Annotated in this window: 15 protein-coding genes; 7 read left to right on the plus strand and 8 right to left on the minus strand. The window is 43.0% G+C overall.

The genetic code is table 11. The features are described from left to right. Nucleotides 1-8: 8 nt before the first annotated feature. Nucleotides 9-818 (minus strand): thioesterase family protein, encoded by an 810-nt coding sequence (locus ABKW31_RS03420; RefSeq protein WP_348614794.1) that lies wholly within the window; start codon nucleotides 816-818, stop codon nucleotides 9-11. A 252-nt stretch (nucleotides 819-1,070) separates the two neighbouring features. Here ABKW31_RS03420 and ABKW31_RS03425 point away from each other — a divergent pair, with 252 nt between their 5' ends. Both ABKW31_RS03425 and ABKW31_RS03430 read left to right on the plus strand, forming a co-directional pair. After that, entirely contained in the window at nucleotides 1,071-2,384 is a 1,314-nt protein-coding gene (locus tag ABKW31_RS03425) for an MFS transporter (protein WP_348614795.1), read from the plus strand. A gap of 25 nt (nucleotides 2,385-2,409) precedes the next feature. Further along, nucleotides 2,410-3,204, plus strand: coding sequence for an alpha/beta hydrolase (locus ABKW31_RS03430; protein ID WP_348614796.1), 795 nt, complete (start codon nucleotides 2,410-2,412; stop codon nucleotides 3,202-3,204). Between the two features lie 51 nt (nucleotides 3,205-3,255). Here the strand turns inward: ABKW31_RS03430 and glgC are convergent, their stop codons facing one another. Then, the gene (gene glgC / locus ABKW31_RS03435) at nucleotides 3,256-4,518 is read right to left on the minus strand and encodes a glucose-1-phosphate adenylyltransferase (RefSeq protein WP_348614797.1); all 1,263 of its coding nucleotides are present in this window, start codon (nucleotides 4,516-4,518) and stop codon (nucleotides 3,256-3,258) included. Nucleotides 4,519-4,835: 317 nt separating this feature from the next. On the opposite strand from glgC, the gene ABKW31_RS03440 reads away from it, so the two are divergent. Together ABKW31_RS03440 and ABKW31_RS03445 are read left to right on the plus strand one after the other, a co-directional pair. Continuing rightward, the gene (locus ABKW31_RS03440) at nucleotides 4,836-5,297 is read left to right on the plus strand and encodes an SRPBCC family protein (RefSeq protein ID WP_348615190.1); all 462 of its coding nucleotides are present in this window, start codon (nucleotides 4,836-4,838) and stop codon (nucleotides 5,295-5,297) included. 133 nt (nucleotides 5,298-5,430) lie between these two features. After that, a complete protein-coding gene (locus ABKW31_RS03445) occupies nucleotides 5,431-5,850 on the plus strand; it encodes a hypothetical protein (protein ID WP_348614798.1) in 420 nt (139 codons plus the stop codon). Between the two features lie 22 nt (nucleotides 5,851-5,872). Here the strand turns inward: ABKW31_RS03445 and ABKW31_RS03450 are convergent, their stop codons facing one another. From ABKW31_RS03450 to ABKW31_RS03475, 6 genes are read right to left on the minus strand one after another with little or no spacing between them, the layout of a single operon-like run. Next, on the minus strand, nucleotides 5,873-6,790 hold the full coding sequence (locus ABKW31_RS03450) for a hydroxymethylglutaryl-CoA lyase (RefSeq protein ID WP_348614799.1): 918 nt from the start codon (nucleotides 6,788-6,790) through the stop codon (nucleotides 5,873-5,875). A 9-nt stretch (nucleotides 6,791-6,799) separates the two neighbouring features. Beyond that, nucleotides 6,800-8,800 (minus strand): acetyl/propionyl/methylcrotonyl-CoA carboxylase subunit alpha, encoded by a 2,001-nt coding sequence (locus ABKW31_RS03455; protein WP_348614800.1) that lies wholly within the window; start codon nucleotides 8,798-8,800, stop codon nucleotides 6,800-6,802. Beyond that, entirely contained in the window at nucleotides 8,797-9,600 is an 804-nt protein-coding gene (locus tag ABKW31_RS03460; RefSeq protein ID WP_348614801.1) for an enoyl-CoA hydratase/isomerase family protein, read from the minus strand. Before ABKW31_RS03460 ends, ABKW31_RS03455 begins: the two co-directional genes overlap by 4 nt. Then, nucleotides 9,600-11,207 carry a carboxyl transferase domain-containing protein gene (locus ABKW31_RS03465; protein WP_348614802.1) on the minus strand — a complete coding sequence of 536 codons (1,608 nt, stop codon included), beginning with the start codon at nucleotides 11,205-11,207 and terminating at the stop codon, nucleotides 9,600-9,602. The genes ABKW31_RS03460 and ABKW31_RS03465 overlap by 1 nt, the downstream gene beginning before the upstream one ends. Nucleotides 11,208-11,226: 19 nt before the next feature. Further along, nucleotides 11,227-12,396, minus strand: a complete 1,170-nt coding sequence (locus ABKW31_RS03470) for an isovaleryl-CoA dehydrogenase (RefSeq protein WP_348614803.1) — start codon at nucleotides 12,394-12,396, stop codon at nucleotides 11,227-11,229. Between the two features lie 16 nt (nucleotides 12,397-12,412). Continuing rightward, the gene (locus ABKW31_RS03475; RefSeq protein WP_348614804.1) at nucleotides 12,413-12,799 is read right to left on the minus strand and encodes a MerR family DNA-binding transcriptional regulator; all 387 of its coding nucleotides are present in this window, start codon (nucleotides 12,797-12,799) and stop codon (nucleotides 12,413-12,415) included. Nucleotides 12,800-13,031: 232 nt separating this feature from the next. Here ABKW31_RS03475 and ABKW31_RS03480 point away from each other — a divergent pair, with 232 nt between their 5' ends. Genes ABKW31_RS03480 through kynU form a run of 3 tightly spaced genes read left to right on the plus strand, consistent with a single transcriptional unit; the run spans nucleotide 13,032 to nucleotide 16,341 of the window. After that, a complete protein-coding gene (locus tag ABKW31_RS03480; protein ID WP_348614805.1) occupies nucleotides 13,032-14,234 on the plus strand; it encodes an acetyl-CoA C-acyltransferase in 1,203 nt (400 codons plus the stop codon). 23 nt (nucleotides 14,235-14,257) lie between these two features. Beyond that, nucleotides 14,258-15,106, plus strand: coding sequence for an alpha/beta hydrolase (locus ABKW31_RS03485; RefSeq protein WP_348614806.1), 849 nt, complete (start codon nucleotides 14,258-14,260; stop codon nucleotides 15,104-15,106). Further along, a complete protein-coding gene (gene kynU, locus ABKW31_RS03490; RefSeq protein ID WP_348615191.1) occupies nucleotides 15,106-16,341 on the plus strand; it encodes a kynureninase in 1,236 nt (411 codons plus the stop codon). Before ABKW31_RS03485 ends, kynU begins: the two co-directional genes overlap by 1 nt. Nucleotides 16,342-16,475 lie beyond the last annotated feature (134 nt).

A 16,475-nucleotide genomic window follows, 5' to 3' on the forward strand; every position in this document is an offset into this window, starting at 1 on the left:
GAATAAATTTAAGCAAAAACCGCTATTGATTGGCGACTAATCGCCACCAGAGCGCCGCTCTCATCCCAAACATTGGCTTCAGTATGCGCATAACCACTTGATGCTTGTCGAGTCGTAGCTTGATAAGCAAACCATTCGTCGTTTTTAAACGTGTTGTGTGGGTGTATAAATTCTAAGTTCCAAGTCATCGTACTAGCAGGGGCCGGCCAACGCAGCATTTGTATGACGGCGGGTGGCCACATGTCAATGATGGCAACCAAGTGTGCGTCTGTGAACGTTATTGGCGGCTGTTTAAATCGCATCCATCCGTGCAAAGCACTTTGTTTACTGCCAGTGAAAGGCCAACCGCCGAGCACTTTGGCCATCTCAAAATTGCCGAGGAAATTAGGGGTTATTTTGGGAATTATCGGTACAAAGCTAGCTTTCTGTGGTCTTTCCATTTGGTGTTTAGAGAGGCTGTCAATTTGAATGTTTGATTCTCTATCAATACCAAAAGTAGCCAATGCTCTAAGTGCTATTTTCTCATTTTGAAAAATATCCCCTCTAACTACCGTGGTGTTTTTACCTTCTCTTAGTTTTTCAACTTTTATTGTAAAAGGGACTTCAGCTTCAATTGGTCCAATAAAATTAGTATTGAGAGTTATGAGTTTTTTACTTGAATCGACGAGTCCACGAACAGCTTGAAAAGCTAAAGATGCTGAAATGCCGCCATATAGTGTTCTGCCTTGAGTCCAATTTTTCGGTACTGAAATCTCGACTGAAAGTTGACTTTGACTGATTTGAGTTTTTACTTGATCGAACAAACTGTCGATATGCATATGAAAACATTCTGCAGTTAACTTAACTTGTTATACCAGTTAAGCTGAGACAATGTCTAGATTTGCATACTCTTGTCGTGAAATAGTTGCCAGTATTGCTGAGTATTATAATACTGCATAAGCCCTTGTTATGTTTACATAATATTAACAAAATTGGCTTGTTATTAACTAAGGTTAAGCCTTACCATGTTGATTCCGAAGGTCTGTAAGTGTCACTTAATTTGGCATGCAGCTTAAAAAAAAGGCATCAAAATGGAATCGAAGCAAGTAGTAAAGCAAGGCAAAGAGGGTGAGACTTCAAATGCTTACCGCAATTATGTTTTGTTTATTTTAACTCTGGTTTATGCCTTCAATTTTATTGATCGACAAATTATTGGTATCTTGTCGCCCTTCATAAAAGCCGACTTAGGCTTAGATGATGCGCAATTGGGCTGGCTGAAAGGTCTATATTTTGCACTCTTATATACTGTTTTAGGAATTCCTATTGCATGGCTGGCTGACCGCTACAGTCGAGTTAATATTGTAGTAATTTCCTTAACATTGTGGAGCGGTTTCACTGCGATGTCTGGTTTGGCAACTAATTTTACTCAGCTCGCTCTGGCACGTGTAGGTGTAGGTATTGGCGAAGCTGGCGGCAGTCCACCTTCACACTCGATGATCTCTGATCTGTTTCCCAAAGAGAAAAGGGCAGGTGCCTTAGCCATTTATTCATTGGGTATTCCTTTTGGCATTATGTTGGCATTTTTTGCTTCTGCGTACTTTTTAAAAGGTGGCAGTACCGATTGGCGCGTTGCGATGTTAGCCGTGGGTCTACCTGGCGTTATTTTGGCAGTGATTTTAAAGTTGACTGTGAAAGAGCCCTCCAGAAGTGGAAACATGCAGTCACAAGCTGGTAAGTCTAAATCTTGGACCTCTATCAAGACCTTATTAAGTATCAAAAGTTGGTGGGGCATGTGTTTTGCTATTTCATTTGGCTCCTTTGGTAACTATGCTATTTCCACGTGGATGATTGACTTCTATGTCAGGGCTCATGCAGGTTTGGATGTCACATGGTTGCTAATTACAATAGGTATTATTAACGGTACCGCCTATGCCGGAGGGGTTTGGTTAGGTGGTGTTTTAGTCGATAAGTTAGGTAAGAAAAATCGAGGGGCTTATGGTTATGTTCCCGGTATTGCGATGTTAATTGGAGCACCTGCTTACTATATCTCATTACAAGTTGAATCGATGAACATGTCGATTGCTTTGTTAGCGATTTTACTTATGACCAGCGGCTCTTATCTCGGTCCTTCTTTTGCCTTAGCACAAACCTTAGCGCCGGTTAAAGTAAGAGCGATGTCAACGGCGTTATTTTTCTTTGTATTAAATATTATCGCCCTGGGTGGTGGACCAACATTTGTAGGTTTGTTAAGTAATGCATTGACCGAAGAGCATGGCCAAGTCGAAGCATTAAGACTTTCTCTATCTTGGTTAGCTGTTCCCTATGCCTTGTCTATATTAGCCTTCTTTTGGACTGCTCGACAAATTCCCGCTGACTGGGATGCTGCGGAGTCAAGGAATGCGTAAATTAAGCTATTTTTGAGACGTTTACTTGGCTATTAATCTCCATTTTGCTCATGCTAACGGTTTCCCCGCAGCCAGTTATCAACAACTGTTTAATGCTCTGCCTGAGCATTTTAATATCATGGCCCTTGAGCAATTTGGACATAGCCCTGCATTTCCAGTAAATAATAATTTGTCTAATTTAGTTGATGAGTTATTGGATTATTTGCACAGAAATGCAGACGCTCCGGTCTATGGCATTGGTCATTCGATGGGAGCACTGGTTACTTATATTGCGGCGTGTGAGGCCCCTGAATTATTCAAAGGGGTTATTATGCTGGATCCACCAATAGCTTCAGGGCTAGCAAGTTGGATATTTAGGTTGGTTAAAATGACTCCCTTAATTGAACGTATATCGCCGGCAGGTAAAGCGAAGACAAGGTGTCAGTCGTGGCCGATAGACGTAGACTTAAGCGACTATTTTAGCGCCAAAATTTTATTTAAAGACTTTCAGCCAGCGTGTGTTGTCGACTACGTCAATGCTGCGACGAAAGTGGTTGGAGAGCGCCAAGTACTGAAATTTGATCCCCAAGTTGAAGCGCAAATATTCCGCAATGTAAATGATAATATTCATCGCTATTATGGGAAATTGCAAAGGCCTAGTTGTTTGATAACCGCTGAAAATAGTCCGGTGTGTGTACCATTTAACCTAAATCACTTTGTTAAAAATACTAAAATTGAGCACATCAAAGTTCCAGCACTCGGTCACATGTTTCCTTTAGAAGCGCCAGTGGATGTAGCGCAGTTAGTCGCACAAAAAATTAGCCAATGGGAGGAGGCATAAAAAAGGCTGATAACATCAGCCTTTTAAAAATATATAGCTTAATTTAGTTGCTTAATAACCTACCGGTAGTCCAAGCATTTCACGAGTTACTAGTACAACCCCTTTATCGGTCACTCTAAACCCTCTAGCAACGTCATCAGCTTTACTGTGACCAATTACCATACCTTCAGGGATAATACAGCCCCGGTCGATGATAGCTTTGCGAATTCGACAATTACGCATGACTTCAACATCAGGCAGCAATACCGAATCTTCAACTTCACTGTAAGAATGCACTCTAACATTAGAAAAACATAAACTGCGTCTAACTGTTGCACCAGAAATAATACAGCCGCCAGATACAACAGAGTTAATCGCAGTTCCGCGTCTATTGTCTTCTTCCCAAACAAACTTGGCAGGAGGTAATTGTTCTTGATAAGTCCAAATAGGCCACTTTTTATCATACAGATTCAGTGCTGGTACGGGTGAAACTAATTCCATGTTGGCTTGCCAAAAAGAATCGAGTGTACCGACATCACGCCAATAGGCCTGAGTATCTCCTTCGTCCATAAACGGATAAGCGTAAACGGCATGATCTTTAATAATAGAAGGAATAATATCTTTACCAAAATCACGCTCTGATCCAGATTTTTCGGCATCCTTTTTAAGATGCTCAAATAAAAAGTCGGTATCAAATACGTAATTACCCATTGACGCTAAACACTTTGTTGGGTCATTGGGCAGAGGGGTTGGATTAGCAGGTTTTTCTTCAAAGCCGATAATTTTATAATTTTCGTCAACTGACATGACACCAAATTGTCCAGCCGCTTCCTCAATGGGCACTGGCATGCAACTAACCGTCATTTTAGCGCCAGATTCGGCATGATTGGCAATTAGACCGCCGTAGTCCATGCGGTAGATGTGATCACCTGACAATACCAATACATATTTAGGCACTTCATCTCGAATAATATCAATGTTCTGGAATACCGCGTCCGCAGTGCCCTCATACCAATTGTCAGAAAAACGCTGAGAGGCGGGAAGTATTTCAACTGATTCGCCTAATTCTTTTTTAAAGTGACCCCAGCCGCGCACCAAGTGTCTAATAAGGGAGTGCGATTTGTATTGCGTAACCACACCAATTCGACGGATCCCCGAATTAATGCAATTGGAAAGTGGAAAATCAATAATACGAAATTTGCCACCAAAATAGAGGGCCGGCTTTGCTCGCCAATTGGTCAGTTCATATAGTCTAGAGCCTCTTCCTCCGGCTAAAATCAAAGCATAGGTATCACGAGTTAAGTTACTAATATATCGGGATGGGTGTTCTGCCATATGTCGGACTCCATTAAATGTGCCATAAACTAAATAATTCTATTAGTTACAAAAAATGCAGACAACTAGACCTGTCTTTTTGTGACCACGCGAATTTAAACACTAGCCTAAATTAAAATTAATTAACAGTATATTTGGCGTCTAAATGTAAAATCTATGTGGCGGCAAACATCGAGTGCGTCCCGACTACTTGAGAATATAAGTCAGCTGTGCGTTAATGAGATGTTAACGAAGTGATGGGTGAGACAATGTTAGTGCTTAAAAAATCGGTCTTGTTAATTATAGCTATCTTATCAGTCTTGGTGATTATGGGATTTATGCTACCGTCTCATTACAAGGTTGAACGGTCTATAATCATAAACGTCTCTCAACAAAAACTATTTCCTCAGATTGCTAATCTTAAAAATTGGCAAAATTGGGGGGTAATGTTCAAACGAAATCCTAATATGACTATTGAATATAGTGGTCAAGCTGGTCGAGTTGGTATGACGTCGTTATGGCTTAGTGAAACCAAAGGAGGCGGTGAAATGCAAATTATTGCAATAGAAAAAAATCAACGTTTAATCTATTCATTGAATTTAAGTGATAGCCAAATAAACTCTACTGGTGAGATTGTATTATCTAAAGTAGAAGGCGGGACAAAGGTGGTGTGGATGGGCTATGGTGATGTTGGGATCAACCCAATAGATCGATATTTTGCGTTTTTCATGGACTATTTAGTCGGCAGTGATTACGAAATGGGCTTAGATAATCTTAAGTTAGTAGCCGAAGCTTCCTAGCGACTGATTAAATCAGCGCTTTAAAGAGTCAAATATTTCTAAATTAGTGGTTGAACTGTGTAAAATATTAGGCGAAAGTAGAGTTTAAGATTATTTTGAAGATAGAGTTAGTTTACTCTTCTGAGGAAATTTGATGAGTCGCTTTCGTTCTCACGGCACCGTAAAGCTGGATGTCATTGACAGAATACTTGTAGTTGAGGGAGTTGGGCCTTGGAATGTAGAGGCCTTAATGAGCGCGTCTACCATAGCAACTCCTATTATCAAGCAATTGTCTGGCCGTGTATGGGGCGCATTAGTTGTGCTTTTCGGAGAGCCTATTTATGTGCCAGAAGCGGCGAATTATTTGAGTAAAGCAATAAGAGCAGAAAAAATAATGGGTCGAGCCGCCACTGCAGTCATTATAATGGAGTCTAAATCCCCTGAATTTGCTAAAACTCATCTTAACCAGATTTATCATAATGCGGGAGAAACAGTGCGTTTTTTTGAAGATAGAGTAGAGGCTAATTGGTGGTTAATTCAGCAAATCAGCCAACATGATTTGCTGAACGCTTAACCGTAACCCACCTACATTGTATTCAAGGTATTGATGACAGAATAGCAAGAGCTGCCTTAGATTGTGTGGTACGGCCAAGTTGCTGCATGATCTTATCCCCTGCTTTACAGAGTTTAATAAGGTCAATCCCTGTACTGATATTCATTCCATTTAACATATATACGACATCTTCAGTAGCAACATTGCCGGCCGCTCCTTTGGCATAAGGGCAACCGCCTAAGCCTGCAACAGAACTATCAATAACACTGATACCATATTGCAAGGCAACCAATATATTGGCTATTGCTTGGCCAAAGGTATCATGAAAATGCACTGCAATTTTGTCTGGTGAAAGTAAGGGTAAGACGGCATCCAGTAGTGCCGCAGTTTTGCTTGGTGTTCCTGTCCCTATGGTGTCGCCCAAAGATACTTCATAACAGCCCATATCAAACAAGGCTTTGGCTAAAGTGGCAACTGTAGTTGGAGCAATGTCGCCCTCATAGGGGCAACCCAGCACGCAGGAAACATAAGCTCGGACCTGCATGCCTTGAAGCCTTGCTTGTTCTACAAGAGGCTGGAATCGCGCTAAACTTTCTGCCACAGAGCAATTGATGTTTTTTTGCGAAAAGCTCTCTGATGCAGAGCCAAATATGGCGACCTCGTCCACTCCAGCGTCGAGAGCGGCTGCAAAACCCTGTAAATTTGGCGTTAAAGCGGAATAACAAACGCCAGCACGGCGATTGAGGCTTTTAAATACCATAGCACTGTCGGCCATTTGTGGTACCCATTTGGGCGAAACAAAGCTGCCAGTTTCTATGAATTTAACCCCAGCTAGAGCGAGCTCGTCAATTAATTGTATTTTGGCTTGTAAACTGATCAGCTGCTTTTCGTTTTGTAAGCCGTCTCTTGGCCCGACTTCGACAATTTTTACTGACTCAGGTAATTTTACACGATCAAACATCGAATCCCCTTATTCTTCGGTATCAAAGGCGAGTAACTCAGCACCACCGTCGACCAATTCGCCAACTTTAAAATAAAACTCAGTGACTTTGCCCGCCTTTGTTGCCTTTATTGCGTGTTCCATCTTCATGGCTTCAATAACAATAAGACTTTGACCGGCTACCACCGACTCATTTTTTTGCACTAATATGGCGACCACTGTGCCATTCATAGGCGCGGCGAAATTATGGTGTTGATTATTGTCTTCGCTCAAACCCAAATCTGCAGCGACGGCACTAAATCTAACCAGCCCCGATGGATGGCATAAAGTGTATCCGAGGTCATGAGCACAGAAAGGCAAGCTTGTTTTATGACCGTTGATGGTGCTGATAAGCGCTTGCTGGTTAATCACACCAGTACATAAGAAGCTCTGATTTTGGTAGTTAATATTAAATTGTAGTTGGTGCTTATTTTCACTTTGGGTAATGCAAACTTGATGGGATTCATTGTTGACTAGTAGGTCAAAAGTTTCGCTATAAGTTTCATTGGCTCGCCAAGTATTGTTTGCTGACCAGGGTGAATATTGATCTTGCTGGGCAACTGATTTATGTTGCTGGCGTTTAAGCATCAGAGCCAGTGCCGCCATAGGCACCAAGGTGGATGATTGCGCACCGCTGTACTGGGCTAATTGAGTCTGGTGTTTTTCAATAAATCCAGTATCAATATTGGCCTGCTTAAAGTCTTCAAGTTGGGTTAATTTATTTAAGAAAGCTAGATTAGTGGTTACGCCCTCAATATGATACTGCGCTAAAGCCAAGTGCAAACGGGCTAGGGCTTTACTTCTATCCATATCCCAAACGATAAGTTTAGCTAACATTGGATCATAATAAACGGAAACTTCATCACCTTGTTGAACACCGGTATCTATGCGCACATAAGCCGATTCTGCGGGGGCTCGTAACAAGGTTAAACGTCCAGTGGAGGGTAAAAAGTCATTGTCAGGATCTTCTGCGTAAACCCTCGCCTCAAAAGCATGACCATTGATCGTGAGTTGCTTTTGATGCAGAGGCAGCGGCTCATTGTTGGCCACTCTAATTTGCCATTCAACCAAATCTTGACCAGTGATAAATTCCGTTACCGGATGTTCAACTTGCAAACGCGTGTTCATTTCCATGAAATAGAAACGCTCATCTACATCCAATAAAAACTCAACCGTACCTGCGCCAACATAGTTAATAGCTTTTGCTGCTTTTAGAGCTGCCTCGCCCATTTGTTGACGTAGATCATCTGTTAAACCGGGGGCGGGCGCTTCCTCGACCACTTTTTGATGGCGTCGCTGGATAGAACAATCTCGTTCAAATAAATAAACCCCATTGCCATGTTGGTCACAGAATACTTGGATTTCTATATGACGAGGCTGAGTTAAGTACTTCTCGACTAACATCAAGTCATCATTAAAGCTCGACATAGCCTCACGTTTTGCCGCTTCCAGCGCAGTTTTAAATTCACTGGCTTGCCAAACTTGGCGCATACCCTTACCACCACCACCGGCTGCGGCTTTTAATAAGACCGGGTAACCCATGGCATCGGCATGAGACTTTAATATGTCCAGAGACTGCTCGTCGCCATGATAGCCAGGTACTAACGGAACCTTGGCTTTTTGCATAATATTTTTAGCGGCTGACTTTGAACCCATAGCCTCAATAGCACCAATGGGCGGGCCGACAAAAATAATATTGTTTTGTTCACATAAGCGAGCAAACTCGGCGTTTTCAGATAAAAAACCATAGCCTGGATGGATTGCGTCCGCACCCACTTGGAGCGCAATCTCGATAATTTTATCCGCGCACAGATAACTTTGTTTGGATGGGGCAGGGCCCAAATAAACGGCCTCATCAGCTAGGCTGACATGCAAGGCATCTTGATCGACATCTGAATAAACCGCGACCGTCAATATGCCCATGCGTTTAGCCGTTTTTATAACACGGCAACAAATTTCACCGCGGTTTGCAATTAATAATTTGTGTATCATAAGGGTGCCTTGTTCCAACTTGCTGCGCGCTTTTGTAAAAAAGCTTGTAAACCTTCTTGCCCTTCAGCCGACACGCGAATTTGGGCAATTTGCTCACAAGTAAAATCGATAAGCGACTGGTCAATAACTTTATTTTCAACCTGCAAGATGAGTTTTTTAGCTGCACTGACCGCACTGGGAGAATTGCGCAGTATATGCTCTACTAATGATTCAATGCTTGAGTCGAGTTCTTCTTCGGTGACCGCTTCACTAAGCAAACCTAAGCGTCTTGCCCGCCGCGCTGAAAATACTTCTGCCGTCGCAAAATAGCGGCGTGAGGCTCTGGCGCCAATGGCGTTGATTACATAAGGACTAATTGTCGCAGGGATCAAACCGATTTTGACTTCACTTAAGCAAAACTTACTTAACTTGCTGCCAATGGCCATATCACAACACGCGACAAGCCCGATTGCACCACCAAAGGCTGAACCTTGTACGCGGGCAATTGTGGGTTTATTCATGTTATTTAGGCTAGCTAACATGTTGGCTAAATTAGCCGCATCTGCCAGATTTTCGGCATAACTGTAAGCAGCCATCTTTTGCATCCAATTCAAATCAGCGCCTGCACTAAAACTGCGTCCATTGGCTGCTAAGATCATGACACGAACCTTAGGATCCTTAGTTAGGGCTTGAAATACTTCCGTTAAATCAGCTATGAGCTGCGCGTCAAATGCATTGTGTAATTCAGGTCTATTTAACGTGACCTTAGCGACACCACGTTCATCAATATTGACTAGTAAACCGCTGTATGTGTTTTTCATTACATTCTAAACACCCCAAATCGGGTGTCCTCTATTGGTTTGTTTAAACTCGCTGAAATACATAAACCCAGCACTTGTCTGGTATCAGCAGGATCAATGACGCCGTCGTCCCATAAACGCGCAGAGGCATAATAGGGATGACCTTGATGTTCATAGGTGTCAATAATTGGCTTTTTGAAACTAGCTTCTTCGTCGCGACTCCAGTTTTCACCAGCTCGCTCTTTTTGCTCTCTTTTTACTTGGGCTAATACCCCAGCTGCTTGTTCTCCACCCATGACAGAGATTCGGGCATTTGGCCACATAAATAGAAAGCGAGGATCATAGGCGCGACCGCACATGCCATAGTTACCCGCACCAAAACTGCCGCCGATTAAGATGGTGAACTTAGGTACTTTGGCACAAGCTACCGCAGTCACCATTTTGGCCCCGTGTTTGGCAATACCGCCGGCTTCGTATTGTTTGCCGACCATAAACCCAGTGATATTTTGTAAAAACACCAAAGGGATTTTGCGCTGGGCACATAATTCAATAAAGTGAGCGCCTTTTTGGGCAGATTCAGAAAATAGTATCCCGTTGTTAGCAACAATTCCCACGGGATAACCAAAAATACGGGCAAAGCCGCAGATTAAGGTCTGGCCAAATAGGGCCTTAAATTCATCGAATTCAGAGCCATCAACAATACGTGCTATGACTTCTCTGACATCATAGGGTTGACGCGTATCTTTAGGGATTAAGCCGTATATTTCGTCTACCGGATAAAGTGGCTCGACCGGTTCACGGACATCAATACTGACGATTTTTTTGCGATTCAAACGAGCAATGGCATCACGCGCTATTTTTAATGCGTGATGATCATTGTTGGCAAGATGGTCGACAACCCCAGACGTACGGCAATGCACATCTCCACCACCTAATTCCTCTGCAGTGACAACTTCGCCGGTGGCGGCCTTCACTAAAGGCGGTCCACCCAGGAAGATAGTGGCTTGATTTTTTACAATAATAGACTCATCAGCCATGGCTGGGACATAAGCACCGCCAGCGGTGCACGAGCCCATTACTACTGCAATCTGTGGGATGTTTTGTGCTGACAGATTGGCTTGATTATAAAAAATACGGCCAAAATGCTCTCTATCCGGAAAAACCTCATCCTGTTGGGGTAAATTGGCGCCCCCAGAGTCCACTAAATAAATACAAGGTAAGTTATTTTGCTCTGCAATAGTTTGTGCTCTAAGGTGCTTTTTAACCGTCAGAGGGAAATAAGTACCACCTTTAACCGTGGCATCATTCGCCACTATCATGCACTCAATTCCAGCGACACGGCCGATACCGGCGATGACACCCGCAGCGGGCACGTAATCGCTATAAACATCTAGGGCGGCAAGTTGTGATAATTCTAAAAAAGGTGAGCCTGGATCAATCAATTGATTAATACGTTCACGAGGCAGCAACTTTCCCCTTGCAGTATGTCGCTGATTGGCTTTCTCGCCTCCACCTAACTTTATGGCAGCGATTTTTGCTTTCAGATCAGCGACCTGTGTGTGCATATGTTCAGCATTGTCAGCGAATTCTTGACTCTTGCTATTTATTTTACTGATGATCGTGGGCATTTTGTGGTCCTTGCCTGACTTAAGCTGATTCTTTAAACAATTCACGGCCAATGAGCATGCGGCGAATTTCTGAAGTGCCTGCACCAATTTCGTAGAGTTTGGCATCCCGTAGTAATCGTCCTGCCGGAAAATCATTGATATAACCATTGCCACCGAGTAATTGAATCGCGTCCAAGGCCATTTTTGTCGCAAGTTCTGCCGAGTAAAGAATCGCTCCGGCAGCGTCTTTGCGTGTTGCTTCACCGCGGTCGCATGAGCGTGCTACTGCGTAAACGTAGGCTCTTGCCGCATTCATCTGGGTATACATATCAGCTACTTTGCCCTGAACCAATTGAAACTCACCGATAGACTGTCCAAATTGTTTGCGATCGTGAATATAAGGCACAACTAAATCCATACAGCTTTGCATAATGCCCAATGGACCGCCTGACAAAACCAAACGTTCGTAATCAAGACCACTCATCAGTACTCTTGCTCCTCCGCCTTCTTGGCCGAGAATATTTTCTGCAGGTACGTGGCAATCTTCAAATACCAATTCACAGGTATTGGATGAGCGCATACCTAATTTATCCAGTTTTTGTGCTTGACTGAAACCCTTGAGGCCGCGTTCTACAATAAAAGCGGTCATGCCTTTTGAACCAGCATGTACATCGGTTTTTGCATAAACAACATAGGTATTAGCGTCTGGTCCGTTGGTGATCCACATTTTAGTACCATTAAGCACATAATGGTCACCGACTAGGTCTGCGCGCAATTTCATGCTTACCACATCAGAACCCGCATTGGGTTCACTCATGGCCAAGGCACCAATGTGCTCGCCACTGACCAGTTTTGGTAAATATTTTGTTTTTTGTGCTTCAGTGCCATTTTTATGAATTTGGTTAACACACAAATTAGAATGGGCACCGTAACTTAAGCCAATGCCTGCCGAGGCCCGACTGACTTCTTCCATAGCCACAACATGAGCGAGGTAACCCATATTTGAACCGCCGTATTGTTCTGCGACCGTTACCCCTAATAGACCCATATCACCCAATTTAGGCCATAATTGATTGGGAAAGGCGTTATCTTTATCTGCTTGGTCAGCCAAAGGAGCAATTTCATTTTGAGCAAAATGATAGACATGTTCACGCAGCATATCGATGTCTTCACCAAGGCCAAAATTGAGACTAGGGTAGGGTAGATTCATAAAATTTTTCCTCAGATTAAATTTGGGTGAATGCAGTTAATTCTTCTTTGCAACGACTTTCAACTTCGTCTAATTCATTCATTAACATTTGAATATCTTCAAGTTGTTGTAACATGTGTTGTCTTTTCTCGGCTGTCATCAGCAACATCGTTTCAAGTTGTACTTTTGAGTTGTGATTCCTATCATAAAGCTCAAATAATGTTTTGGTTTCAGCTAAAGAAAAACCCAGTCGTTTGCCGCGTAATATGAGCTTTAGTCTTACCCTGTCTTTTTTAAAATAGACACGAACTAAACCATGACGTTGTGGATTTAATAATCCTTGTTCTTCATAAAAACGAATAGAACGGGGTGTAATATCCAATGCTTTGGCCAGCTCGCCGATGCTAAATGTTTGTATAGTCATGTTTACTCGTACGCAAAATAAAGGTAAATAAAGTGTTAAATCACTTTACGTTTACGTTAAGTGAAAGTAAAGGTAAAGTAGGCTTTGGTCAAGGTGCTCAACAAAAATGCCAAGGTATATGAAAGTGTGAGTGTGCAATTTCCTATACAGTTCTAAAGTTCAGTATCAAAATTAAAAGTAAACGATTATTATTTTAGTGAATAAAAGTAATTGAATAAAAAAGGTGAAAATTATGTCAGATAACTCAGTTGTAATAGTTGCAGCAAAGCGCACACCAATGGGTGGTTTTATGGGGACCTTGTCCTCGTTGACATCTCCGCAATTGGGAGCAGAAGTATTAAAAGCCACTATTGACGCTGCTGGTCTGCAAAATAACAATAGTTCAGAAATTAATAACGCGATTGATGAAGTTATAATGGGCTGTGTCCTCCCTGCAGGGCTAGGTCAATCGCCAACTCGCCAAGCCGCCATCGCAGCGGGACTGCCATTGCGCAGTGGTGTTACGACAATCAACAAAGTGTGTGGTTCCGGCATGAAAGCGGTCATGCTTGCTCATGATCTCATTAAAGCAGGCAGTGCTCATAGTATTTTAGCTGGCGGAATGGAAAGCATGAGTAATGCTCCCTACTTACTGCCTAAAGCCAGAAGTGGCTACCGTATGGGTCATGGTCAAGTGCTAGACCATATGATGTTAGATGGACTAGAGAACGCTTATGATGGCAAGGCCATGGGATGTTTCGCACAAGCGACTGCAGACGCCCAAGGCATAGACAGACAGCAAATGGATAATTTCGCCCTGAGTAGTTTAAGTAAGGCAACTACGGCAACTTCAGCTGGCGATTTTAGCAATGAAATTTGTAGTATTACCCTGAGTACAAGACAGGGAGATGTGGTGGTCAGCGAGGACGAGGGACCCAAGAATGCCAAGCCGGAAAAAATACCTAATTTGAAACCGGCATTTACCAAAGATGGTACGGTTACGGCGGCTAACTCTAGTTCTATTTCGGATGGTGCTGCTGCTCTATTAGTTATGTCAGACGCTAAGGCAAAGGAGTTAGGATTAACGCCGCTTGCGCGCATAGTGGCTCACACCTCACATGGTGTTGAACCAGAAAATTTTACTGTTGCTCCAGTTGGTGCCATGGAAAAATTATTTGCTAAAACCGGATGGACCAAGGAAGAAGTTGATCTTTATGAGATAAATGAAGCCTTTGCCATGGTCACTATGTTAGCGATTAATACCTTGCAACTTGATCCCTCTAAAGTCAATGTCAACGGCGGAGCTTGTGCCTTGGGTCACCCAATCGGAGCTTCAGGCGCCCGTATTTTAGTGACTTTGTTGCATGCACTTAATCAGCGGCAATTAAAAAAAGGTGTGGCGGCGATTTGTATTGGCGGTGGTGAGGCAACTGCCATTGCCGTTGAGATGTGTTAATTGGCTGATATTTTAAAGGAGTCATGATGAAAATCAGCTTTAATCTCATTCTTTTGTTTGGGTTAAACCTTAATCAGTGGGCTCAGGCAGAGGTAATCCAATATACGCCGGTTGAGAGTAATGTTGCCTATACAAAGGTAACTTCCTTGGCGTTTAAAGACGCGGATGAGCACATTAGTTATGGCAAAGATGCTTTGCAATATGCATCTTTATGGCTGCCTGCTGAAGGAAATAAAAAGCAAAATAATTTGGTTGTTTTTATCCATGGAGGGTGTTGGTTAAATGCTTATGACATCAAACATAGTTATGCTCTGGCGACCGCATTAGCACAAGAAGGTTATGCTGTGTGGTCGTTAGAGTACCGCCGTGCTGGCGATGAAGGCGGTGGATGGCCGGGTAGTTTTGATGATATTTTATCCGGCATCAACAGTGTAATACTGCACACTAATCCAGCTTATTCTTTGGGTAACACTGTGGTGGTTGGGCACTCTGCCGGTGGGCATTTAGCCTTGTTGGCAGGCAGTGAATTACCTGAGTTGAAAGCAGTGGTGGGTTTAGCTGCGATTACTGACATTGTTGCTTACAGCGAAGGTCAGAATAGCTGTCAACAAGCGACGCCTCAGTTTATGGGAGGTAGCGCTATTGAAAAAGCAGATGCATATAAACAAGCGAACCCCGTCGACCGCAAAATGCATGTCCAAACCATACTTCTACAAGGTGAAGCTGACACTATCGTACCGTCTCAGCAAGCATCCTTGTTAGAGGTACCGATTGCCAGCAATTCACTAGCGGGGCACTTTGATTGGATCCATCCTGGATCAGCGGCGTATCAGCAACTATTGATTCAATTAAACAGTATTTTTGCCCAATGATAAATTTCCAAGATATTCAAAAGCTAGATGCCGAAGACCCATTAGCACACAAAAAAGCGGAATTTGACCTTCCCTTAGATTGTATTTATTTAGATGGTAACTCTCTCGGAGCCTTGCCACGTGCAGCCAAAAAACGTGTTACTCAAGTAGTAACACAGCAATGGGGAGCAGACTTAATCAAGAGTTGGAATTGTCATCAATGGATTGATTTACCTCTGACCGTGGGTGAAAAAATAGCACCTTTGATTGGGGCCGGGCAGGGGCAAGTTATTTGTTGTGATTCGATTTCAGTCAACCTTTTCAAACTGCTGTGTAGCGCATTGGCCTTGCAGAAAGGTCGGCACATTGTATTGTCGCAAAACGATAATTTTCCCACTGATCTCTACATGGTCCAGGGGTTGAGTGATCTACTTGGACAGCAGCAGTGTGCATTACGTTTGTGTGCAGGTGATAATATTGAACAGTCCCTTAATAGTGATGTGGCGGTATTACTGCTAACCCAGGTCAATTTTCGTTCTGGAAAAATACATGACATGCAAGCTATTACTAAGCTGGCCCATCAACACGGTATATTGGTCATTTGGGATTTGGCCCACAGTGCTGGTGCTTTGCCGGTAGAATTAGATCAGTGTCATGTTGATTTTGCTGTGGGCTGTGGTTACAAATATTTGAATGGCGGTCCTGGTGCTCCGGCTTTTATTTATGTGGCAACGCGGCATCAGCTGGCCGTAACCCAACCCCTTAGTGGATGGATGGGACACAGTGACCCCTTTAGTTTTTCTGCTGATTACAGTGGTGCTGATGGAGTCAATCGATATTTGTGTGGCACCCCAGCGATATTATCAATGAGTGCACTTGATGCTGCTTTAGAGGTTTTCGCTGATGTAGATATGCAAGTTATTCGCTCAAAGTCATTGAGGCTAGCTAAACTTTGTTTGGATTTATTTGCACAATTTCCTGCTTTGTCTGCGTTACAGCTAGCATCTCCGTTGAATCAGGAAGAGCGTGGTAGCCAACTCGCTTTTTCACATCCAGATGCCTATGCTATTTGTCAGGCTCTGATTGCTAATAAGGTTATCTGTGATTTTAGAGCGCCTAATATACTTCGTTTAGGTTTTACCCCCCTTTATACGTCGTTTTCTGATGTTTGGCTTGCGGTGACTCGCTTAAATCAAATTGTGGAAAGTAAAACGTATAAGGCTCCGGCTTTTATGCGACAAGGAAAAGTCACCTAATTATGTTGGGTAGAGAACTTCCCAGACACAGAAAAAGTACAACAACTGATTGAAAAGTGAGCGAAAATAATATCTTATTAGGGCTTAGAACTAGCCATACGCTAGCTGCTTAAGTTTAACCTAATTCGCTTAAT

Source organism: Paraglaciecola sp. 25GB23A, assembly GCF_040012495.1.
Lineage (GTDB): Bacteria > Pseudomonadota > Gammaproteobacteria > Enterobacterales > Alteromonadaceae > Paraglaciecola.

Coding starts and splice junctions, on each gene's coding strand:
- ABKW31_RS03480 (WP_348614805.1), top strand. CDS start 13,032: ATGTCAGATAACTCAGTTGTAATAGTTGCAGCAAAGCGCACACCAATG.
- ABKW31_RS03450 (WP_348614799.1), bottom strand. CDS start 6,790: ATGTTTGATCGTGTAAAATTACCTGAGTCAGTAAAAATTGTCGAAGTC.
- ABKW31_RS03425 (WP_348614795.1), top strand. CDS start 1,071: ATGGAATCGAAGCAAGTAGTAAAGCAAGGCAAAGAGGGTGAGACTTCA.
- ABKW31_RS03465 (WP_348614802.1), bottom strand. CDS start 11,207: ATGCCCACGATCATCAGTAAAATAAATAGCAAGAGTCAAGAATTCGCT.
- ABKW31_RS03475 (WP_348614804.1), bottom strand. CDS start 12,799: ATGACTATACAAACATTTAGCATCGGCGAGCTGGCCAAAGCATTGGAT.
- ABKW31_RS03455 (WP_348614800.1), bottom strand. CDS start 8,800: ATGATACACAAATTATTAATTGCAAACCGCGGTGAAATTTGTTGCCGT.
- ABKW31_RS03420 (WP_348614794.1), bottom strand. CDS start 818: ATGCATATCGACAGTTTGTTCGATCAAGTAAAAACTCAAATCAGTCAA.
- glgC (WP_348614797.1), bottom strand. CDS start 4,518: ATGGCAGAACACCCATCCCGATATATTAGTAACTTAACTCGTGATACC.
- ABKW31_RS03440 (WP_348615190.1), top strand. CDS start 4,836: ATGCTACCGTCTCATTACAAGGTTGAACGGTCTATAATCATAAACGTC.
- ABKW31_RS03470 (WP_348614803.1), bottom strand. CDS start 12,396: ATGAATCTACCCTACCCTAGTCTCAATTTTGGCCTTGGTGAAGACATC.
- ABKW31_RS03485 (WP_348614806.1), top strand. CDS start 14,258: ATGATGAAAATCAGCTTTAATCTCATTCTTTTGTTTGGGTTAAACCTT.
- ABKW31_RS03445 (WP_348614798.1), top strand. CDS start 5,431: ATGAGTCGCTTTCGTTCTCACGGCACCGTAAAGCTGGATGTCATTGAC.
- ABKW31_RS03460 (WP_348614801.1), bottom strand. CDS start 9,600: ATGAAAAACACATACAGCGGTTTACTAGTCAATATTGATGAACGTGGT.